The 19,147-nt window shown below is 56.9% G+C and carries 22 protein-coding genes and 1 pseudogene; 10 read left to right on the top strand and 13 right to left on the bottom strand.

The genetic code is table 11. From position 1 onward, the window contains the following. Nucleotides 1–68: 68 nt before the first annotated feature. Nucleotides 69–1,088, bottom strand: a complete 1,020-nt coding sequence (locus tag AC2TDA_RS13995) for a ribose-phosphate pyrophosphokinase (protein WP_480848675.1) — start codon at nucleotides 1,086–1,088, stop codon at nucleotides 69–71. Between the two features lie 108 nt (nucleotides 1,089–1,196). Between AC2TDA_RS13995 and AC2TDA_RS13990 the strand changes: the two genes are divergently transcribed. Next, the gene (locus tag AC2TDA_RS13990; protein WP_480876872.1) at nucleotides 1,197–1,796 is read left to right on the top strand and encodes a DsbA family protein; all 600 of its coding nucleotides are present in this window, start codon (nucleotides 1,197–1,199) and stop codon (nucleotides 1,794–1,796) included. Nucleotides 1,797–1,814: 18 nt separating this feature from the next. On the opposite strand, the gene AC2TDA_RS13985 is transcribed toward AC2TDA_RS13990, so the two are convergent. The 8 genes from AC2TDA_RS13985 to AC2TDA_RS13950 form a co-directional block, all read right to left on the bottom strand. After that, nucleotides 1,815–2,849: a threonine aldolase family protein gene (locus AC2TDA_RS13985; protein ID WP_480876870.1), complete on the bottom strand. Its 1,035-nt coding sequence runs from the start codon at nucleotides 2,847–2,849 to the stop codon at nucleotides 1,815–1,817. Then, the gene (locus AC2TDA_RS13980; protein WP_480876867.1) at nucleotides 2,849–3,322 is read right to left on the bottom strand and encodes a YcgN family cysteine cluster protein; all 474 of its coding nucleotides are present in this window, start codon (nucleotides 3,320–3,322) and stop codon (nucleotides 2,849–2,851) included. Before AC2TDA_RS13980 ends, AC2TDA_RS13985 begins: the two co-directional genes overlap by 1 nt. Beyond that, nucleotides 3,319–4,251, bottom strand: coding sequence for a bifunctional riboflavin kinase/FAD synthetase (locus tag AC2TDA_RS13975; RefSeq protein ID WP_480876865.1), 933 nt, complete (start codon nucleotides 4,249–4,251; stop codon nucleotides 3,319–3,321). Before AC2TDA_RS13975 ends, AC2TDA_RS13980 begins: the two co-directional genes overlap by 4 nt. Before the next feature lie 31 nt (nucleotides 4,252–4,282). Then, the gene (locus tag AC2TDA_RS13970; protein ID WP_480876862.1) at nucleotides 4,283–5,074 is read right to left on the bottom strand and encodes a Stf0 family sulfotransferase; all 792 of its coding nucleotides are present in this window, start codon (nucleotides 5,072–5,074) and stop codon (nucleotides 4,283–4,285) included. A gap of 139 nt (nucleotides 5,075–5,213) precedes the next feature. Further along, complete coding sequence (locus tag AC2TDA_RS13965; RefSeq protein ID WP_480848666.1) at nucleotides 5,214–5,657, bottom strand: MaoC family dehydratase; 444 nt, start codon at nucleotides 5,655–5,657, stop codon at nucleotides 5,214–5,216. Nucleotides 5,658–5,758: 101 nt separating this feature from the next. Continuing rightward, a complete protein-coding gene (locus tag AC2TDA_RS13960) occupies nucleotides 5,759–6,634 on the bottom strand; it encodes a TIGR01459 family HAD-type hydrolase (RefSeq protein WP_480848664.1) in 876 nt (291 codons plus the stop codon). A 129-nt stretch (nucleotides 6,635–6,763) separates the two neighbouring features. Continuing rightward, on the bottom strand, nucleotides 6,764–7,684 hold the full coding sequence (locus tag AC2TDA_RS13955; protein ID WP_480848662.1) for a manganese-dependent inorganic pyrophosphatase: 921 nt from the start codon (nucleotides 7,682–7,684) through the stop codon (nucleotides 6,764–6,766). A 109-nt stretch (nucleotides 7,685–7,793) separates the two neighbouring features. Then, on the bottom strand, nucleotides 7,794–8,777 hold the full coding sequence (locus tag AC2TDA_RS13950) for a TraB/GumN family protein (RefSeq protein WP_480848661.1): 984 nt from the start codon (nucleotides 8,775–8,777) through the stop codon (nucleotides 7,794–7,796). Nucleotides 8,778–8,898: 121 nt separating this feature from the next. Between AC2TDA_RS13950 and AC2TDA_RS13945 the strand changes: the two genes are divergently transcribed. From AC2TDA_RS13945 to AC2TDA_RS13920, 6 genes are all read left to right on the top strand, one after another. Beyond that, nucleotides 8,899–9,576, top strand: a complete 678-nt coding sequence (locus tag AC2TDA_RS13945) for a DUF2161 domain-containing phosphodiesterase (RefSeq protein WP_480876860.1) — start codon at nucleotides 8,899–8,901, stop codon at nucleotides 9,574–9,576. 184 nt (nucleotides 9,577–9,760) lie between these two features. Continuing rightward, complete coding sequence (locus AC2TDA_RS13940) at nucleotides 9,761–10,048, top strand: co-chaperone GroES (RefSeq protein WP_170395406.1); 288 nt, start codon at nucleotides 9,761–9,763, stop codon at nucleotides 10,046–10,048. Between the two features lie 64 nt (nucleotides 10,049–10,112). After that, nucleotides 10,113–11,756: a chaperonin GroEL gene (gene groL / locus AC2TDA_RS13935; protein ID WP_480848657.1), complete on the top strand. Its 1,644-nt coding sequence runs from the start codon at nucleotides 10,113–10,115 to the stop codon at nucleotides 11,754–11,756. 120 nt (nucleotides 11,757–11,876) lie between these two features. After that, nucleotides 11,877–12,719, top strand: coding sequence for a DMT family transporter (locus AC2TDA_RS13930; protein ID WP_480876857.1), 843 nt, complete (start codon nucleotides 11,877–11,879; stop codon nucleotides 12,717–12,719). Nucleotides 12,720–12,757: 38 nt separating this feature from the next. After that, entirely contained in the window at nucleotides 12,758–13,531 is a 774-nt protein-coding gene (locus tag AC2TDA_RS13925; RefSeq protein ID WP_480876854.1) for an alpha/beta fold hydrolase, read from the top strand. Continuing rightward, nucleotides 13,528–14,679: an alpha-D-ribose 1-methylphosphonate 5-triphosphate diphosphatase gene (locus tag AC2TDA_RS13920; RefSeq protein ID WP_480876851.1), complete on the top strand. Its 1,152-nt coding sequence runs from the start codon at nucleotides 13,528–13,530 to the stop codon at nucleotides 14,677–14,679. Before AC2TDA_RS13925 ends, AC2TDA_RS13920 begins: the two co-directional genes overlap by 4 nt. Nucleotides 14,680–14,705: 26 nt before the next feature. Here AC2TDA_RS13920 and AC2TDA_RS13915 read toward each other — a convergent pair whose 3' ends face one another. From AC2TDA_RS13915 to AC2TDA_RS13900, 4 genes are all read right to left on the bottom strand, one after another. Then, entirely contained in the window at nucleotides 14,706–15,773 is a 1,068-nt protein-coding gene (locus tag AC2TDA_RS13915; RefSeq protein WP_480876848.1) for a 5-(carboxyamino)imidazole ribonucleotide synthase, read from the bottom strand. Further along, nucleotides 15,773–16,531 (bottom strand): NAD(P)-binding domain-containing protein, encoded by a 759-nt coding sequence (locus AC2TDA_RS13910; RefSeq protein ID WP_480848651.1) that lies wholly within the window; start codon nucleotides 16,529–16,531, stop codon nucleotides 15,773–15,775. The genes AC2TDA_RS13915 and AC2TDA_RS13910 overlap by 1 nt, the downstream gene beginning before the upstream one ends. Further along, entirely contained in the window at nucleotides 16,528–17,013 is a 486-nt protein-coding gene (gene purE / locus AC2TDA_RS13905; RefSeq protein WP_480876845.1) for a 5-(carboxyamino)imidazole ribonucleotide mutase, read from the bottom strand. Before purE ends, AC2TDA_RS13910 begins: the two co-directional genes overlap by 4 nt. A 77-nt stretch (nucleotides 17,014–17,090) precedes the next feature. Next, the gene (locus tag AC2TDA_RS13900) at nucleotides 17,091–17,315 is read right to left on the bottom strand and encodes a YdcH family protein (RefSeq protein WP_176861378.1); all 225 of its coding nucleotides are present in this window, start codon (nucleotides 17,313–17,315) and stop codon (nucleotides 17,091–17,093) included. Nucleotides 17,316–17,478: 163 nt separating this feature from the next. Between AC2TDA_RS13900 and AC2TDA_RS13895 the strand changes: the two genes are divergently transcribed. The 3 genes and pseudogenes from AC2TDA_RS13895 to AC2TDA_RS13885 all read left to right on the top strand — a co-directional run bounded on the left by AC2TDA_RS13895 (nucleotide 17,479) and on the right by AC2TDA_RS13885 (nucleotide 19,113). After that, the gene (locus AC2TDA_RS13895) at nucleotides 17,479–17,892 is read left to right on the top strand and encodes an Hsp20 family protein (RefSeq protein ID WP_480848647.1); all 414 of its coding nucleotides are present in this window, start codon (nucleotides 17,479–17,481) and stop codon (nucleotides 17,890–17,892) included. A gap of 5 nt (nucleotides 17,893–17,897) precedes the next feature. Continuing rightward, on the top strand, nucleotides 17,898–18,122 hold the full coding sequence (locus AC2TDA_RS13890) for a DUF1150 family protein (RefSeq protein ID WP_480848646.1): 225 nt from the start codon (nucleotides 17,898–17,900) through the stop codon (nucleotides 18,120–18,122). Between the two features lie 112 nt (nucleotides 18,123–18,234). After that, nucleotides 18,235–19,113: pseudogene (locus AC2TDA_RS13885) on the top strand (PhzF family phenazine biosynthesis protein). The last annotated feature ends 34 nt before the right edge of the window (nucleotides 19,114–19,147 follow it).

The raw sequence follows: 19,147 nt of genomic DNA, 5'->3' as shown, positions 1-19,147 counted from the left end.
CTAAATGTCCGCTGTTTTGATGCCATGATAACGAAAGGGCGGCCTGTGTCAGCCGCCCAAGTCGATGCTCAATTTGTATTATACAGCGACTCGTATATTGGTGTCAGTGTTTTGTCTTCGAACAAAGATGATACGCTTGTGCCGTTCCAGATATTCAAGATCGCCTGAGTGAAAATCGGAGCGGTCGGGACGATGCGGATATTCGTTGCGTTCGCGACCTCAGGCGTGGGCTGGATCGTATCCGACAGCACTAGCGATTTCATGACCGAGTTGGTGACGCGTTCGACCGCTGGGCCGCTCATGACGCCGTGAGTAATGTAGGAATGCACCTCTTTGGCGCCGTTATCCATCAGCACCTGTGCGGCCTTGCAGAGCGTTCCTGCCGTGTCGCAGATGTCGTCCACGATAAGGCAGATTTTGTCTTTGACGTCGCCGATCACGGTCATCTCAGCCACTTCACCAGCTTTTTCCCGGCGTTTGTCGACGATCGACAATGGGGCACCGATCCGTTTTGCCAATTCACGGGCGCGCGCCACGCCACCCACGTCCGGCGAGACGACCATGATCTCGTCCAACCGGTCCTTGAATTGCGCCTTCACGTCCAGCGCGAAAATAGGCGAGGCGTAAAGGTTATCGACCGGCATATCGAAAAACCCCTGAATCTGGGCCGCGTGAAGGTCCATGGTCAGAATCCGCTCGATCCCAGCACCGGTCAGCATGTTGGCGACAAGCTTCGCAGAAATCGGCGTACGGGCTTTGGTGCGGCGGTCCTGACGGGCATAGCCAAAATAAGGGATCACCGCAGTGATACGTTGGGCAGACGACCGCCGCAGCGCGTCGGCAATGATCAGCAGTTCCATCAGGTTGTCATTTGCCGGATTCGAGGTCGGCTGGATGATGAACATGTCTTCGCCGCGGACGTTTTCGAATACTTCGACAAAGATCTCACCGTCGTTAAAGCGTTCGACTCGAGCATCGACCAGACCCTGGTCAACACCGCGATGCAGGCTCATGCGGCGGGCAATGGTTTCGGCAAGAGGAAGATTGGCGTTCCCAGCGATCAGCTTGGGTTCGTGAAGTGTCGGCATCGGCTGTAGGTCCCCAGGCAGCAATGGCAATGTGACAGATTCGTGATGTTGACACCGCTTAGCATGGCCTTACCGTCCAGCAAAGGTAACGCAGCGGAGAAAGTGCACATGACCCAAATTGACTACTTTTTTGCGACACTCTCGCCCTATTCCTATTTGGCGGGTACGCGTTTGGAGGAGATTGCCGCAAAGCACGGTGCAACGATCAACTATAAGCCGCTGGATATCATTGCCCTGTTTGGCCGCACCGGAGGGACCCCGCCGAAGGACAGGCATATCTCACGCATTGAATACCGCGCGCAGGAACTGCAGCGTCAATCCCGAAGCCTGGGTATGGATTTCAACCTGCAGCCGGCGCATTGGCCGACCAACATGGCGCCGTCGTCTTATGCGGTGATTGCGGCCATCAAAGACGGCTCCGGCGATGTGGGCAAGCTGTGTCATTCGATCCTGCGCGCGTGTTGGGCCGAAGAAAAGGACATTGCGCAGGATGATGTAATTCGGGATTGCCTGTCGCGGGCCGGGTTCGATCCAAATTTGGCGGATAGCGGTCTACTGATCGGTGCCGAGACGTATGCTGCCAATCTCGAAGAGGCTGTGGATCGCGGCGTATTTGGCGCGCCGTTTTACATCACACCTGATGGTCAGCGGTTTTGGGGTCAGGATCGCCTGGACGATCTTGACCGGCATTTGACCGAGACGAAATAAGCGCGCCTCGTGGCCCTGTCAAAGAAGGGCCAAAAAACGGTCGATCTGGTCGGTACTGACCGACCAGTCGCACACCAGGCGGCAAGCGAGCATTTCTTCCTCGTCCGGACCGTCAAGGGAATCGCCCCACAGATGATACACAGCCCCGGCTTCGTGCAGGCGTTTGTGTTGGCTGCGTGGGAAGCTGGCAAAGATCATATTGGCCTGTGGTTCGTGCAGAAACGCAGCACCAGCTGCACGCAACCCTTTGACGAGGTGTGCGCAATTGGCGTTGGCCTGATGGGCGGATTTTAACCACAAATCGTCACGCAGATAGGCAGCCATCTGTGCTGACAAGTAGCGATGCTTAGAGAACAGATGCGCCCCGCGCTTGCGGCGTAACTCGAACTCCCACGCTTTGCTTTCGTCGAAGAAAATCACAGCCTCGACACCCAACAGACCGTTTTTTGTACCACCAAAGCTGACCGCGTCTATGCCGGCCTTCCAGGTCATTTCAGCGGGGGAACATTTTAGTGCTACCAGAGCGTTGGTAAAGCGCGCGCCATCCATATGTACCGGTAGGTCATAGTCCTTGGCGACCCGGCACAGCGCCTGTAGCTCGTCAAGAGAATACACGGATCCCCGTTCAGTCACTTGTGTAATCGAAACCGGCCCGCGCTGAGGACCGTGAACGCCCCGCGTTTCTTCGCCCTCAATCGACTGGCGCAATGCCTGAGGGGTCATCTTGTCACCACCGCGGACAAGGGTCAGTTTTGCCCCGGTATAGAATTCCGGTGCGTTACATTCGTCCTCGTGGATATGTGCGACGGGCGAGCAGAACACGGTTTCCCATGGTTTCGACAGGGTGGCCAACGCAAGCGAATTTGCTGCCGTGCCAGTTGCAACCAAGTAGACTGCCGCTCCCGGAGCCTCAAAAATGCCCCTGATCTGGTCACGCACTTCATTCATAAGCGTGTCCGCACCATAGGCCATCTGATAACCTTGGTTTGCCTCGGTCAGCGCTGCCAGAACCTCTGGATGAACGGGTCCGGAATTGTCAGAAGCAAAATGCATCAGCTCGGCTCCTCGATAATATAGTCTTCCCACTCTTCAATGGGGGTTTCGAACTCGGAAACGGTTCGGTCTTTTACCGACACACCGGCGGTATGAACCGTTTCAGGCGTACCAGACAATAAGGGATGCCAATCGTAAAGGGGTTTGCCCTCCCAAAGCAGACGATAGGCACAGGTCAGGGGCAACCAATAGGCGTGATCGTCGATATTGTCCGGCCTCATCACTATGCACTCGGGCACAAATTGGTGCCGGATGTCGTATTGCGTGCAGCGGCAGGATTCATCGTCCAACAGACGGCAGGCGACGCAGGTCAGGGCGACTTCACCGGTGTCTTCGTCTTCCAGCTTGTTCAGGCAGCACTTGCCGCAGCCGTCGCACAACGCCTCCCACTCGCGCGAGTTCATCTTTTGCAGCGGTTTACGCTCCCAAAAGCGAGGCGGCAGGCCAGCGCGCTCAATCGGATCGGTGGTCATAGGGCCGCCAGCAAGTCGCGCGCCTGCGCGCAATCCGCATCCATCTGCGTGATCAGGCTGTCCAGTCCCCCAAACTTCATCTCTGGGCGAAGATACTCGACCAACCCAACTGACAGGGTCGTGCCGTACAGATCGCCCGAGAAATCAAACAGGAACGTTTCGATATTTGGCACTTCACCATCAAACGTCGGTCGTGTCCCAATGGAAGCGGCACCTTGATAACTGCCTTGATGCGGGCCATCCAGAACATCCACCAGAACGGCATATACCCCGAATTTCGGCGGGTGCAGCCCTTCGATTGACATATTCGCTGTGGGAAAACCCAACTCACGCCCGCGCTGCTCACCGCCCACCACTTCGCCTTCAATGCGGTGCCAGTGACCCAGCATTGTCGCCGCATCACGTGGGCGCCCCTCGGTCAGTGCCGTGCGGATCGCGGTCGATGATACCACGTTTTCAGATCTCTCCATCAACGGGGCGATTGTGACGCCGAACCCCATCTCATTTCCAAAGCGCATCATGTCATGGGCCGATCCGCTGCGACCTTTGCCAAAACAAAAATCTGCGCCCACGACGACATGAGACAAGCCGAGCCCAACACAAATTACGTTATGCGCGAATTCCTCGGGCGACAGGCCTGCCAGCGCGGCATTAAAGGGAAGCTCATACAGCTTCCGGACACCAAGTTTTTCTAAACGATGAGCCCTCGTATTGCCGCGCATCAGGCGAAACGGCGGAGAGTCGGGCGCAAAATACTCGCGCGGATGCGGCTCAAAGGTCAGCACCCCGAGCGGGGCATCGGGCGCGGCATTTCGGGCAAGATTGATCACCGATTGGTGGCCGACGTGCACGCCGTCAAAATTACCGATCGCAACGCTGGCGCCGCGGTCTTCTGGCTCGATAAACTGGAAATCCCGGATGATTTGCATGTGGGTTGCCTAGCGGGACTATGGGCTGGGTTCAAGCACCTGATTTAGGTGCAGACCTCGGGTGCCGCATGGTTTCTTCAGCGAGAAAGCGGTGAGCCCAGTCCACATTGATGGTATCCGCCAACTTTGCTGTAGGCGTCGTCACACGATTGGTGACCGTTGGATCGAGGCCCAACTTGGTCAACAAACCAGAGAGCGTTCCAATCGGATTGTGCGAAAGGTCGTCGTATTGGATAGTCACGGGTTCAATACTCTCTTGCTCAAACCAGCTTCTCCATTTTGCGTCCATTTCCTCAAACTCGGTTTTGCACCGTTCTATTTTATCTCGATCATAAACAGGATCAGTGTGTGGTGAGAGGCGTTCCAGTTCGGTTCCGTCAGAGTTTCTGTGCCAGAGGCCGGTCTGACTGGCTTTGACGAACGAGATTGCCTGTCCCAACTTGTCGCGGCGCGTAAGATGGATGAAGAGAGGGCGGCCGAAGGCAGCCTCGACACGGGCTACATCATCCGAGAGTTCGGGGTGGAGGAGTTCGAGTTGTTGAAGGAAATACGTGAGGCTCTTGCCCTGCAGGCGCAGCCCGAACATCGCCGTGTTTGCTTTTCCTTCTTCATAAACAGCGTCAAATACGGCAGCTAACGCTGTTGCCGCTTCTTCGAAGTCGCACTTGTCTAGGCTGTATTCCTTTAGCCAGCCCGCTAAAGAGGGTGAGTGAAAGAAGGAGTCAGGCTTTCCGGAAACTCCGGTGGCCGAGAGCATTCTGCATAACAATGTACTGCCGCTGCGCGGGCTGCTGCAAATGACGTAAGACTGGTACGGTTTCATAATGGTATCGCGTCTTGGATCATCTCAAAACAGGTGTCTGTGGCAAGGCAAGTTTTCGGAAAATTTGGTCAATTTCAATGCGGGTCAACGAAAAAGGCGCCAGTCTTGGCGCCCTTGGTTTCAGCAGGTGGCTTTGAAGTCAGTCGAACTTGCGCGACGGCGCCAGAACCATCGCCTCACCCACCAACACCTTTTTGCCGTCGACTGAACAATGGCAATCCAACTTAACGCGGCGCTTAGAGAAATCGATGTCGATGACTTTGACTTCGGCATAAACCATGTCGCCGGGACGTACCGGAGCCAGAAACTTCAACGACTGACCCATGTAGACGGTGCCATGCCCGGGCAATTGCTCTCCGATCACGGCCGAAATCAGCCCGGCTGTCAGCATACCATGGGCGATGCGCCCTTCAAAAATTGTATCACGGGCATAATCATCGTCCATATGCACCGGGTTTCGATCCGTCGAGACCTGAGCAAACATCTCAATATCTTCGTCGGTCACCACTTTCCGCAGGTGACGGGTCATGCCCATTTCGATGTCTTCGATACAGATCGTTCCGCGCGGAAGATTATCCAACATGTTGCCCTCACTCGAGATCGGAAGGGCAACAAAAAACCATCATCGGTCGCCCTTGAGCAACTTTATTACTTCGCAGTTGCAGAAAATCAAGTCTTTTTTGACTACCTCAAGCGGCCGATCGAGTAGGTCGGACTGATGTTTTCTTTTTCGTTATGATCTCTTAGGGCATGTTCGTCCGGATGGTGCGACGTTTTGGTTTCTGCTGCGGCCAACCCGCCGGTTATGAACAGTGTGTCAATGCCTTCGCCCATGCCCCCGGCAATATCGGTTTTTGGCCCGTCACCAATGGCCAGGATCTCGGAATCCGAGGCATCAACCCCCAGCGCCAGCAGTCTTCGCCGCGCCAGATCGTAGATCGGCGGGTGCGGTTTGCCGAAATAGAGGCTCTCTCCACCCATCTCGGTGTACAGCTGCGCTAAAGCTCCTGCACACCACTCCCGCGTTTCACCTCGATCGACCACAATATCCGGATTGGCGCAAAGCAGTTTCATGCCTTTTTGCTTTGCGTACAGGAAATCGGGGCGGTTCACGGCAGGATCAGCCATCGGATCGAACGGGCCGCAACACACGATGCCCTCGGCTTCGTCCAGCGGTACGCGTTCAATTTGCAACGGATGATCCAGCAGTTTCAGCTGTTCAAAAAAACCTGCGTCGCGTTGCCACTCTCCCATGAAATAGACTTTTTCGCCCACTTCACCGCGGAACATGGCAGATCGGGCCGAGTCTCCGCTGGTTGCTATGGTGTCGTATGCGTCGTTCGGCACGGCGAACTGACCCAACTGTTCTGCGACCCCAGCGCGCGGTTTGGGCGAATTAGTAACCAAGACCACCGTGCCGCCGTTTTGGCGATAGGCTTGTAATGCCGCCACGGCCTCGGGAAACGCGGTGATGCCGTTGTGGACGCATCCCCACAAATCCACAAACAGTGCTTTATAGCGGTCGGAGACTTCAGAAAGCGTTGAAATGATCTGGGTCATATGGCCCCTCATGTGACTGGGAAATGCAGCTTCCCAAGCCTATGGCAGAGCTTATTCCATTTGGCCAGAGGGGCAGGGCCTTGCAAAAAACAAGGGCGCCCAAATTGGGCGCCCTCGGTGCTGGGTGTATCAGACCTTGAGGTTCGGAATGATCTGCTTCTTGCGGCTCATGACGCCGGGCAGGACAACCGCGTCGCCGTCTACCGAAGCCCCAAAGCTCTTTTCCGCGACGGTCTTTACCAGATCGTTCGGCACCAGCAGAGTGGCTTCTTCGTTCAGAATGTCGACGACAAACAGAAGAACCTGATCGACACCGTCTTCCTTGGCTACGTCACCCATGGATGTTGCCAGGCTGGCTTTGCGGTCCAGTACAACACCGGGCGCAGTGGTTTCCAGAACTGAGACGCGGAACTTGGTGCCGTCGACCTCGTATTCTTTGCTGTCCATGCGGATTAATTCGGCGTCCGAGAAGGACGAAACGTCTGATTTCGCCGCGAACATGTCGGCGGCATAAGCTGATACGTCCAGACCCAGATCAGCAGCCAGCTTCTCAGCCACGGCGCGATCATGCGCGGTAGTGGTTGGCGAGCGGAATTCCAGCGTGTCCGACAAAATGCAGGTCAGCGCTGCGCCTTTTACGGCTTCGGGCATTTTGGTCGCGTCGTCGCCCATCAGGTCGACCATGATGGTCGCTGTGCAGGCCAGCGGGCGCACAGTGATGTCGATCGGACCTTTGGTTTCCAAACCACCGACCAGCTTGTGGTGGTCGATAATGGCGCGGATATCGGCGCTGTTGATGCTGGCGGGCAGCTCGGCTGGGTTGTTGGTGTCAACGATAACAACCGGCGCGTCTGCGGCGACGTCTTCGATGATGCGCGGCTTGGGCAGATCCCAGCGCTGCAGCATGAAAGCCGCTTCGGTGTTGGGCTCGCCCAATAATACGGGTTCGGCCTGCTCACCTTTCACTTCGTTCAGGTACCAGGACCAAAGGATCGGAGAGCCGGTGGAATCTGTGTCGGGGGATTTGTGACCAAATACTAGGGTTGTCATGTCAGCGTCCTGAGGATTGGAAATTTGCGGCCTTATAGGCCGGTCGACAAGGGTTGTCACCCGGTTGCGGGACCGCTGCGACGGATGGTCTGAGATTCTGGTGCTTTACCTAAAATGGGGCTCGGGTCAGCGTGTACCCAGCCTGTTCTAAATGCTTCAACAGGCCGTGGTGGTCGCTTAAGTGCCCCGCGCCAACCGCAATTACTGCTGTTTGGTCCGTGATATCCAGAATGCGTTTCATCCAGTTGGCATTACGCTCAACAAGCAGTTGCTGCTCAAACCCTTGCCATTCCGCGTCGAATTCCTCGGGGTTCAGACCAGACTCTTCAAGGCCCTGCAACCGCGCCAGCTGGAGGATCTCGGCATGTTTCTCCTCAAGATAACTGTTGGCCATGGTCGCCAGTTGATCGTCACTGCCCTGCATGGCGCCAGATAGGCGCACGAGGGACTGTACTTGCTCATCCAGCGGATAACTGTCGAACATGGCCATCACATCTTCGATCCGTTCCAGAGAGAATTGCGGAATGCCGTTTTCCTTGGCCAGATCAGTCAGGCGTGCGTCCATTCCGTACTGAGCATTCGGGTCATCCATCAGGCAGGGCGGGATGCTCAGCATCATGCCGAGGAACCAGGGTCGCATCTTGGCGGCCATCCAGCTTGGGATACCACGTTCGGCCAGAGCCGCAGACAGCGCAGCCCAGTCTTCTTCTGCCATCAGGTCAATCAGGGTCGGCCCCGAGGTAATCAGAACGGGGCTAAAGTCATTCGCAAGGTTCTGCTCGAAAGCGGTCATTTCATCCTGCGTAACTTCAAAGTAAAATGCGTCCGCCTCGCTTAGGACCGGTGTCAACCGCTCGACCACTGCCCCCATGCGTGCATCGTTTATGTGCAAGGTTCCGATCAGGTGAAGAACCGCGTCATCTTTGGCTGCAATCCAATGGTTGCCTTCCGGGTAAGGAATATCGGCCAGAGCCAACTGTAACTCTGCCTTGGTTTCGTCGGACATTTCTGACCGGGTATCCACACCTTCGCAGGCTGCCTGAACGGAGAAAGGCAGAAACAGCAGGGCAAGGCAGATTAGCAGGCGCATCATATGTTTCTCTGTAAGATCGGTGGTGCTGTGACACTGCCCCGCCGTGTGGATCAGTGCAAGGCCGATCAGAAAAGTGCGCGTAACAACTGGAACTTCATGGAAATTTTCTTAGCATAGAGCAATGGACCGTGAGCAGGATCTTTACCCTCCAATCAAGGCGCTGCTGGAGCGTCAGGGATACGCCGTCAAAGGCGAGGTTGGAGCTGCGGATATCGTGGCCGTACGGGAAGGCGACGATCCGGTAATCGTCGAACTGAAGCTGCGGTTCAGCCTTGCCCTGTTTCATCAGGCGATCACGCGACTGAAGATCACCGACCAAGTCTATATCGGCGTCAGCAAGCCGAAAGGGCGAACGGCCCGGCGCGCCCTCAAGGACAATCTGGCTCTGTGCCGTCGATTGGGTCTAGGGCTGATAACCGTAAGGGGTGACGGTTCAGTCGAAGTGCAATGTGACCCGGGGCCTTTTGCGCCGCGCAAGAACAAGGACAAGGCCACGCGGCTGTTGCGTGAATTCGATCGTTTGGAAGGGGACCCGAACGCAGGCGGCGCAACGCGCCATGGGATCGTTACCGCTTACCGACAGGATGCGCTGAAATGCGCGGCTTATCTGGCTGAGAGCGGCGCATCCAAAGGCTCGGACGTTGCCAAGGCAACCGGGGTGGCCGAGGCGACCCGTTTGATGCGCGACAATCATTACGGATGGTTCAGCAAAATCGAAAAGGGTGTGTATGGCCTGACCGAGGCCGGTTTTGACGGCCTCAAACATTGGGCTTACAGCTGGGAAGAAACCGGCCAATAGCCATTCGGTGCAAGAGAATTCCAGCCTACGTTCGCGGTCGTAGAAAAAAACTCCTCACATATTGTTGACTCGTCTGATCCTAGTCCCTAGCTATGCGTCGTTATCACTCTCACTACCCGAGTGCTAACGCCTCGCCAATCGGCGGGGGGAGGACAATAAACTTTGAGCCCAAGGAGCTGCAAAGATGGCATTGAAACCGCTTCATGACCGCGTGCTGGTTCGCCGTACCGAAAGCGACGAAAAAACCGCAGGCGGCCTGATCATTCCCGATAGCGCAAAAGAAAAGCCCAGCGAAGGCGAAGTCGTCGCAACCGGCGAAGGCGCACGCAAGGACAGCGGCGAACTGATCGCAATGGCTGTAAAATCTGGCGACAAGATCCTGTTCGGCAAATGGTCGGGCACTGAAGTCCAGGTCAACGGCGAAGAACTGCTGATGATGAAAGAAAGCGACATCATGGGGATCATCGAGTAAGCGCCCGCGCTTTCTCTGATCTTCTCACGCTTTATCTCAAACAAATTTCTCAAGGAGAAACAACATGGCTGCTAAGGACGTCAAGTTCGACACCGATGCCCGTAACCGCATGCTGGCAGGTGTGAACATCCTGGCCGATGCTGTCAAAGTGACCCTGGGCCCCAAAGGCCGCAACGTGGTTCTAGACAAATCCTTCGGCGCACCGCGCATCACCAAAGACGGTGTTTCGGTTGCCAAGGAAATCGAACTGGAAGACAAGTTCGAGAACATGGGCGCGCAGATGGTGAAAGAAGTCGCCAGCCGCACCAATGACGAAGCCGGTGACGGCACCACCACCGCAACTGTTCTGGCTCAGTCCATCGTCAAAGAAGGCCTGAAGCAGGTTGCTGCTGGCCTGAACCCGATGGACCTGAAGCGCGGCATCGACCTGGCAACCGCCAAGGTTGTTGAAGGCATCAAAGACGCTTCGCGCGAAGTCAAAGACTCGGCAGAAGTTGCTCAGGTTGGCACCATCTCGGCCAACGGCGAAGCCGAAATCGGCCAGCAGATCGCAGACGCGATGCAGAAAGTTGGCAACGAAGGCGTTATCACCGTCGAAGAAAACAAAGGTCTGGAAACCGAGACCGATGTTGTCGAAGGTATGCAGTTCGATCGTGGCTACTTGTCGCCTTACTTCGTCACCAACGCAGACAAGATGATCGCAGAACTCGACGACTGCATGATCCTGCTGCACGAAAAGAAACTGTCCTCGCTGCAGCCGATGGTTCCGCTGCTCGAGCAGGTGATCCAGTCGCAAAAGCCGCTGCTGATCATTGCTGAGGATGTTGAAGGCGAAGCGCTGGCAACTCTGGTTGTCAACAAACTGCGCGGCGGCCTGAAAATTGCTGCTGTCAAAGCACCGGGTTTCGGCGATCGCCGCAAAGCCATGCTGCAGGACATCGCGATCCTGACCGGCGGTCAGGTCATCTCGGAAGATCTGGGCATGAAGCTCGAGTCCGTCACCATGGACATGCTGGGCACCGCCAAGAAAATCGAAATCACCAAAGACGAAACCACCATCGTCGACGGTGCTGGTGAGAAAGCCGAGATCGAAGCGCGTGTTGCTCAGATCCGCACTCAGATCGAAGAAACCTCGTCGGACTACGACCGTGAGAAGCTGCAAGAGCGCGTTGCCAAACTGGCAGGCGGTGTTGCTGTTATTCGCGTCGGCGGCATGACCGAAGTTGAAGTGAAAGAGCGTAAGGACCGTGTGGACGATGCTCTGAACGCAACGCGCGCTGCTGTTCAGGAAGGCGTTGTTGTTGGCGGTGGTGTTGCTCTGGTTCAGGCCGGTAAAGCACTGGAAACTCTGGAAGGCGCAAACGCTGACCAGAACGCAGGCATCAACATCGTTCGCAAAGCAATCGAAGCGCCGCTGCGCCAGATCGCCGAGAACGCAGGTGTTGACGGTGCGGTTGTCGCGGGCAAAGTCCGTGAATCCGCTGACGCAGCATTCGGCTTCAACGCTCAGACCGAAGAATATGGCGACATGTTCTCGTTCGGCGTGATCGACCCGGCCAAAGTTGTCCGTACCGCTCTGGAAGATGCGGCATCGGTTGCTGGCCTGCTGGTCACCACCGAAGCGATGGTTGCTGACAAGCCCGCCAAAGAAGGTGCACCTGCCGGCGGCGGCATGCCCGACATGGGCGGCATGGGCGGCATGATGTAAGCTGCTTAGGCCTTAGTGCTTGGGAGCGGGGTCGCCTTAGGGCGGCCCCGTTTCGTTTGGGTGACCCAGACCGAAGTAAAGTGAGTGTCAAAACCCAAGCCAACGCGCTATGCGGATAATATGAGATTATTCCTGCTGACTGCGCTAACGATGTGCGCCTTTGCGTCAAATTCGATTCTCAATCGCCTTGCGATTGACAGTGGCGCTAGTGACCCCGCCGGGTTTGCCATCTTTCGGGTGTTTTCCGGGGCACTGGTTCTGGCTGCGTTGGTCTATGCGCGTGGAGGCGGCCTGCCGCTCGGCAACAGGCGGCGCGTTATGGGGGCAGGGGCACTGTCGCTATATATGATCGGCTTCTCGGTGGCTTACTTGACTCTGGATGCGGGGCTGGGAGCCTTGATCTTGTTTGGTGTCGTGCAGATCACAATGTTCGCCGCCAGCGCGGTAATCGGGGCGACGCCAACAACCCGACAAATATTGGGCGCAGTCATTGCGCTGTGCGGTTTGGCATATGTTCTTTGGCCTTCAGACGCTGTGCATGTCGATCTCACCGGAGCTGCATTGATGACGGCTGCAGGGATAGGCTGGGCAGCGTATTCTCTGGTTGGCCGGTCCGAACCGGACGCCCTGTCAGGCACAGCCGCAAATTTTGTGGTGGCGTTGCCGGTAACCGCTTTGGCTTTGCTGCTAGCCGGAGGAACGTGGCAGATGACCACGTTCGGCTATGTTCTGGCGGCTTTATCCGGCGGCGTCACATCTGGTCTGGGCTACGCGCTTTGGTATCGCGTATTGCCGCAGCTTACTCCAGCGATCGCGGCCGTGGTCCAGCTGAGTGTCCCTGTGATTGCGATTGCGGGTGGAGTTGTCCTGTTGGGCGAAGTGGCGACACTACAGCTTTTGTTGGGTGCAGCTCTGGTTTTGGGCGGTATCGCGCTGGCGGTGGTGCGCATTGGACGTAGCTAGGGGTTCCCTCACTTGGTCATAGCACCTATCTGGCTGGCATGAGATTTTTTGTCGCCCTTCTGTTCCTTCTCACGCCGGTTGCAGCGTCCGCGAAATGCGTTGTGCTATTGCATGGTCTCGCGCGGACCGAAGCGTCGTTTTCAGTCATGGAACAGTTGTTTCGAGCGCATGGTTACACTGTGATTCGGCCCGGCTACCCGTCCACCGATCTTCCGATCCCCGAGCTGGCCAACCAGACATTACCCAACGCCCTTGCAGAATGTGGAGGGGAGACAACCAATGTGGTTACGCATTCGATGGGGGGTATTCTGTTGCGGTATTGGCTACAGGACAACTCGCCCGAGAATCTGGGCCGTGTTGTCATGTTAGGACCGCCAAACCAGGGCAGCCAGCTAGTAGATGAGCTCGGCGATTGGGAAGTATTTGGTCTGTTGCACGGGCCAGCTGGCCTGGCCTTGGGAACCGGCCCGGAAGGGCTGCCGCGTCGTCTGCCGCCTGTGGATTTTGAACTTGGTGTCATTGCCGGTGAAAACTCGCTGAACCCGGTGTTTTCATCGCTGATTGACGGCCCGGATGACGGCAAGGTCTCGGTTGAAACCACCAAGGTCGAAGGGATGGCGGATCATATCGTTTTGCCAGTGACCCACACATTCATGATGAACAACCCGCGCGTCATGGCGCAGGCGTTACACTTCATCGAGTTCGGCAAGTTCGATCCGCAAATTACTTGGCTTGATGGAGTCACCGACATAATAAACGAGATCTGCATCGGGCAAGATTGCTCGGAACCAGAGTCGGAACCCACGCAATGACCTCTCTTGAACTGACATTTACGGGCGCGGGTGTCCTGCAGCCCGCAGACGGCGTTGTGCAAGCAGACCTCAGCATCGGCGATGGGCTGGTGCAAAAGGGTCGCATTGCACGGGAAATCGACCTGACGGGGTATATCGTCCTGCCCGGAATCATTGATTTGCACGGCGACGGGTTCGAACGGCATATCGCACCGCGGCGCGGAGCGATGAAGCAGATGGCCGAGGGCATTCTCTCGGTCGAGGCAGAACTAGCCGCAAATGGCATTACCACCGCAGTGCTGGCACAATTTCACAGTTGGGAAGGTGGGGTGCGTGGGCCGGAATTCGCAGATCAGGTCTTTGAAGCTATCGCATCGGTAAAAGCCAGCGTTGTTACTGACCTGATCCCCCAGTTGCGGTTTGAAACCCATATGCTGGATGATTACGTCGACCTTCCAAAGCGCATTGCCGATTGGCAGGTGCCCTACGTGGTTTTCAATGACCACCTGCCGCATGACCGCTTGGCCGAGGGCCGCAAACCACCGCGCCTGACCGGGCAGGCGCTAAAAGCCGGTCGCAACCCGGATGCCCATTTTGACTTGCTGATGAGTATGCACGCGCGGAGGGACGAGGTTCCTGCCGCACTCGATGCGCTATGCACAGAATTGCGTCAGCAGGGAGTTCGACTGGGCAGCCATGACGATGCCACCGCAGAAACGCGGGCATGGTGGCGCGAAAGGGGCGTCACAATCGCAGAGTTCCCTGAAACGCTTGTAGCCGCCGAGGCCGCCCGCGCAGCGGGTGACCACATCATTCTTGGATCGCCCAATGTCGTGCGCGGGGGGTCTCACAAGGGCAATGCCAGTGCGCTGGATCTGATTACGATGGGGCTGTGCGATGCGTTGGCTTCGGATTACCACTATCCCAGCCCGCGCCGAGCTGCACTGATGGTTGCCAAAACCGGTTTGCTCGATCTGGCAGGTGCGTGGGCCCTGATTTCGTCAGGGCCCGCCCGTGTATTGGGACTGAGCGATCGAGGCACCCTCGCACCCGGCAAGCGCGCTGATCTGGTGGTACTGGATGCCGAGACACATCGCGTCGCGGCAACAATTGCCGCGGGCAGCGTCAGTTACATGTCCGGCGACATCGCCACGCGATTTATCGGCTGAAAATACATAGGAGTACCGGATCAGGTTCAGCGAGCGATCCGGTTGAAATGTCCCATTTTTCGACCAGGTTTGACCTCGGCTTTGCCGTACAGATGCAGGGCGACGTCCCGCTCGCGCGCCAAATCGGGCACGCGGTCCATGTCATGCCCAATAAGGTTCTCCATCACCACATCTGAATGACGTTGACCGTCGCCTAAAGGCCAGCCGGTCACGGCGCGGATGTGCTGCTCAAACTGATCAACCGCACATCCGTTCTGTGTCCAGTGCCCCGAATTATGTACACGCGGTGCGATTTCGTTCACGACTAGCCCATCGGATGTCACGAACAACTCAACACCCATGACGCCGACATAATCGAGCGCGTTCAGGATATTAGCAGCCAGCAGAATCGCATCCGTGCGCTGGGCCGGTGACAGGCGGGCAGGGACCGTCGTGGTGTGCAGGATGCCGTCACGGTGCACATTCTCGCCCGGATCGAAACAGGCAACTTGACCGTCCAGCCCGCGGACGGCGATGACGGATACTTCATGCGAAAAGTTCACGAAGCCTTCCAGAATGGACGGCGCCCCGGCCATTTCCCCCAGCGCCACTTCGGCGTCCTCAGGTGTCCGCAGCCGGGCCTGCCCTTTGCCGTCATAGCCAAAGCGACGGGTTTTCAGGATGGCGGGTGCTTGGATCCGATCGATGGCAGTCTTCAAGTCGCTCAGGTCCGAAACATCCGCAAAAGGCGCGGTATTCAAACCCAGATCTTGCAAAAAGGTCTTTTCCGTCAACCGATCCTGACTGACCCGCAATGCTTCACGTCCCGGCCGGATCGGGCGATGAGCTTCTAGTAGGTCCAGTGCCTCGGTGGGGATGTTTTCAAACTCATAGGTGATCACATCCACCGCCTCGGCAAAAGCACGCAGAGCCTCAGCGTTGTCATACGATGCGGTTGTGACACGGTCGGCGACTTGACCCGCCGGCGGGTTGGCTCCGGGCTCAAAAATGTGCGTCTTAAACCCCAGCCGCGCCGCCGCGACCGAGAGCATTCGTCCCAATTGGCCGCCGCCAAGGATCCCGATCGTTGCGCCGGGGTGCAGCATATCCGTCATCATTTGGTCTCCAACCGTTTGCCGATCGCCGTCAGGGCGGCGCGCAATGCTTCATGTGCCCCGTCTGTCTGCAAGGCTTGCGTCATTTGCAGGCTGAGCGTTCCATCTGTCGCCAGTGCATCACGTTCTTCCGCAAGGCGTCCCGCTTGCCCCTTTTCCATCGCGGACAGAAATCCGGAAACGAGCTGAGAGGTGTAATACTCGGCCGCGGTCGCGTCGCCGGTTTCCTTTCCCAGCCAGTCCGCACCTGTTGCCAACATGTCCAGAAGACCCGGCACCATGGCGCAGACTGCAAAATGCGCGTTAAGCGCGGTCTCGGTGGAGACTTTAACGACGGGATTCTCTGGCTCAAGCAATTCAGCCAGCAGATCGTCGTCGCCAAAGGCCGCCATTGGGCACCCACCTTGTTGCAAAAAGCCCAGTGGGATCGTCTGCACGAAGCGCATCGCAGGCGCGCACAGGGTTTTCAGCTGCCTTTCGGACACCGCCGCCATCACAGAAATGATCCGGTGATCGGCCCGAAAAGCCAGCGGCTCCAATACTTCGGCAGCCAATTGCGGGCGCAAGCAAAGAAACACAATCTCGGAATTGTCGATTACGGTTTGCGGCTCAGCAACCGTGGCGTTGATATCCGCCTTCAGCGCCGACGAGACCGGCGCGCTGCGTTCCGTCACAAAGATTTGGTGGCCTTTGCTCGCCAGAAAACGCGCGATGGGGTTTGCAATGTGACCGGTGCCGATAAACCCGATCCGGCTCATCCTTCGGGTTCCTCGGGGATTGAGGCGGACAGCGCTGCGCGCCAATCGTCAAGACGTTTTGCCAGGACCTGATCTTGCAGGGCGAGGATACCCGCCGCCATTAGTCCGGCATTTGCGCCGCCTGCAGATCCGATGGCCATCGTCGCCACGGGAAAACCCTTGGGCATCTGAACGATGGAATAGAGGGAATCTACACCCGACAAAGCCCGCGTTTGCACAGGCACGCCGATCACGGGAACTCGCGTTTTCGAAGCCATCATACCCGGCAGGTGGGCAGCGCCACCAGCGCCCGCGATAATAACCTGCAAACCACGGCCAACGGCGGTCTTGCCGTAGTCCCACAGTCGGTCCGGCGTGCGGTGGGCCGACACGATGCGTTTCTCATAAGCCACGCCCAATTCATCCAGAATATCTGCGGCTTCCTTCATCGTTGGCCAATCCGACTGGCTGCCCATGATGATCCCGACTTTGATCTCACCCATCCGCTCGTGTCCCTGCGATCCAGAAAGAGCGCGCACTATAGCCAAATCCGCTTTGGAGGCAATGCGACGCAGGTACCTCAGGCGATGATATCAGGTGTCAGACGGTCTTCGATCAGGCGAATAATATCCTTGAGGCGTAATTTCTGCTTTTTCAACCGCTTCAGCGTAAGTTGATCGGCAGTACCCTTGGCTTGCAGCGCCTCGATCGCTTCGTCCAGGTCGCGATGCTGGCGCCGGAAGACCTCCAGTTCAACCCGCAGAACTTCATCGGTTTTCATGGACAGATCAGTGGGCGCGTTCATTGGCGACTCGATATTGTTGTGGTGCTTTCCACACAAGATAGTGTGTCGGGGTTTATCCGGCCAGACCTTGTGGACATCCTGTTTTCTTCCCATATTCTATATCACGCGGTTGCCGGTACGGGGCCGCATAATGCGTCGCTTTGACAAAAAAGGACGAAAATACGTGTCGAAACTTACTCTTGGCTCATACCCGCATCTTTTGGGGTTTGAGCAGTTGGAACGCCTTCTGGAGCGGTCTGCAAAGGCCGGTAATGAAGGTTACCCGCCTTATAACATCGAACAGACCTCGGATTTTTCCTATCGCATCACCCTAGCCGTGGCCGGGTTTGCCGAAGAAGACCTGTCGATTACCATCGAGGATCGTCAATTGGTGATCCGAGGCCGTCAACGCGACGACAGCGACGGGCGCATCTACCTGCACCGTGGTATCGCGGCGCGTCAGTTTCAGCGCATGTTCGTGCTGGCCGATGGTGTCGAGGTGGGCGAAGCGATCATGGAAAATGGTCTGCTGCACGTGGATCTGACCCGCGCCGTACCCGAAACCGTGGTGCAAACGATAAACATAAGAAAGGGGTAAGAGCTATGAATACACCGGTAGAAATCAACACCGAAGGCGATCGTATCGTCTATGTGAAAACAGTGGATGTGGCAGACCTGCCTCGGGATGTTCGCGATCAGGCAGGCGATCTGGATCATCTATATGCGGTTCACGACTCGGACGGGCAGCAATTGGCGCTTGTGGCTGACCGCAAGCTGGCTTTTGTACTGGCCCGTGAGCACGATCTATCCCCGGTGGCCGTTCACTGAACGGCTTCTGAACTTCCCAAATTGGCGTGACAATTACCGCGATTGTGGCGAAACATACGAACCGGCAGGGGCCGCCCTGACGTGATGACTTGACGCGGATAGGAGAATGCGGATGAGCTGGTTCGATTTCGATTGGGTGGACGCATTCAGCGACCGCGACTTTGGCGGCAACGGATGCGCAGTAGTACACGGCGGAGCCGGGCTCTCGGATGAGGTCTGCAAAGCCTTTGTCCAAGAAACGTCGTTAGTGGAATGCACATTTACGGGCTCATAAGACATTGCGGATATTCGTGTGCGCTATTTCCTGGCCAGCCGGGAAATTCCATTTGCAGGCCACCCAACTGTCGCGACTGTTGCCGCCGCGCGTTCTCGCGACCTTTTCTCGGGAGACGCCCTGACATTGGAGACCGGCGCCGGTGTTGTTTCCATTCGTCTGAATGGTGATGAGATCGAGATGACACAAGTTGCGCCCGAATTTGGGTTGCATGTCCCTGCCGACCTTGTGGCCGACGCGATAGGCTTGTCGACGGATTCGATTATTTCGCCGCCGCAACTGGTTTCGACGGGGCTGCCATTTTGTATCACAGTATTGCGTGATCACGACGCGCTACGGGCCGCTCGGCTGGCCGAAGAGCCGCTCCGCAAGGTTGCCGAAGCCGCAGGCTACTCTAGCTCAGACATGGCTGAACCATTTCTGGTCACTTTGAAGGGGGCAACCAACGCTGGAGACACATTCTCGCGACTACTGCTGGCGCCGCCCAGCCCACCTGAAGATCCATTTACCGGGTCGGCCACGGGCGCAATGGCGGCCTATCTTTGGAAATATGGCCTGATGGACAAGGACACGTTCATTGCCGAACAGGGGCATGACATGGGCCGTCCCGGTCAGGCGAGAGTAACCCGGGTTGGTGCGGTCGACGCTATGTCGGGTGTTAAGGTTGCGGGCAGAGGGCACGTCCTGATGCGCGGACAGGTCGACTTGCCGCAATAGTTATTGTTGTTCAATCACATTGAAAAAGGCCTCC

This window comes from Ruegeria sp. HKCCD6426 (assembly GCF_057221115.1).
Note: the sequence above shows the minus strand (reverse complement) of the source record. Positions and strands in the feature narration are given on the sequence as shown.

Excerpts from the sequence above, each read along its gene's own strand:
- AC2TDA_RS13995 (WP_480848675.1), bottom strand. The coding sequence starts at position 1,088 with ATGCCGACACTTCACGAACCCAAGCTGATCGCTGGGAACGCCAATCTT.
- AC2TDA_RS13990 (WP_480876872.1), top strand. The coding sequence starts at position 1,197 with ATGACCCAAATTGACTACTTTTTTGCGACACTCTCGCCCTATTCCTAT.
- AC2TDA_RS13985 (WP_480876870.1), bottom strand. The coding sequence starts at position 2,849 with ATGCATTTTGCTTCTGACAATTCCGGACCCGTTCATCCAGAGGTTCTG.
- AC2TDA_RS13980 (WP_480876867.1), bottom strand. The coding sequence starts at position 3,322 with ATGACCACCGATCCGATTGAGCGCGCTGGCCTGCCGCCTCGCTTTTGG.
- AC2TDA_RS13975 (WP_480876865.1), bottom strand. The coding sequence starts at position 4,251 with ATGCAAATCATCCGGGATTTCCAGTTTATCGAGCCAGAAGACCGCGGC.
- AC2TDA_RS13970 (WP_480876862.1), bottom strand. The coding sequence starts at position 5,074 with ATGAAACCGTACCAGTCTTACGTCATTTGCAGCAGCCCGCGCAGCGGC.
- AC2TDA_RS13965 (WP_480848666.1), bottom strand. The coding sequence starts at position 5,657 with ATGTTGGATAATCTTCCGCGCGGAACGATCTGTATCGAAGACATCGAA.
- AC2TDA_RS13960 (WP_480848664.1), bottom strand. The coding sequence starts at position 6,634 with ATGACCCAGATCATTTCAACGCTTTCTGAAGTCTCCGACCGCTATAAA.
- AC2TDA_RS13955 (WP_480848662.1), bottom strand. The coding sequence starts at position 7,684 with ATGACAACCCTAGTATTTGGTCACAAATCCCCCGACACAGATTCCACC.
- AC2TDA_RS13950 (WP_480848661.1), bottom strand. The coding sequence starts at position 8,777 with ATGATGCGCCTGCTAATCTGCCTTGCCCTGCTGTTTCTGCCTTTCTCC.
- AC2TDA_RS13945 (WP_480876860.1), top strand. The coding sequence starts at position 8,899 with ATGGACCGTGAGCAGGATCTTTACCCTCCAATCAAGGCGCTGCTGGAG.
- AC2TDA_RS13940 (WP_170395406.1), top strand. The coding sequence starts at position 9,761 with ATGGCATTGAAACCGCTTCATGACCGCGTGCTGGTTCGCCGTACCGAA.
- groL (WP_480848657.1), top strand. The coding sequence starts at position 10,113 with ATGGCTGCTAAGGACGTCAAGTTCGACACCGATGCCCGTAACCGCATG.
- AC2TDA_RS13930 (WP_480876857.1), top strand. The coding sequence starts at position 11,877 with ATGAGATTATTCCTGCTGACTGCGCTAACGATGTGCGCCTTTGCGTCA.
- AC2TDA_RS13925 (WP_480876854.1), top strand. The coding sequence starts at position 12,758 with ATGAGATTTTTTGTCGCCCTTCTGTTCCTTCTCACGCCGGTTGCAGCG.
- AC2TDA_RS13920 (WP_480876851.1), top strand. The coding sequence starts at position 13,528 with ATGACCTCTCTTGAACTGACATTTACGGGCGCGGGTGTCCTGCAGCCC.
- AC2TDA_RS13915 (WP_480876848.1), bottom strand. The coding sequence starts at position 15,773 with ATGACGGATATGCTGCACCCCGGCGCAACGATCGGGATCCTTGGCGGC.
- AC2TDA_RS13910 (WP_480848651.1), bottom strand. The coding sequence starts at position 16,531 with ATGAGCCGGATCGGGTTTATCGGCACCGGTCACATTGCAAACCCCATC.
- purE (WP_480876845.1), bottom strand. The coding sequence starts at position 17,013 with ATGGGTGAGATCAAAGTCGGGATCATCATGGGCAGCCAGTCGGATTGG.
- AC2TDA_RS13900 (WP_176861378.1), bottom strand. The coding sequence starts at position 17,315 with ATGAACGCGCCCACTGATCTGTCCATGAAAACCGATGAAGTTCTGCGG.
- AC2TDA_RS13890 (WP_480848646.1), top strand. The coding sequence starts at position 17,898 with ATGAATACACCGGTAGAAATCAACACCGAAGGCGATCGTATCGTCTAT.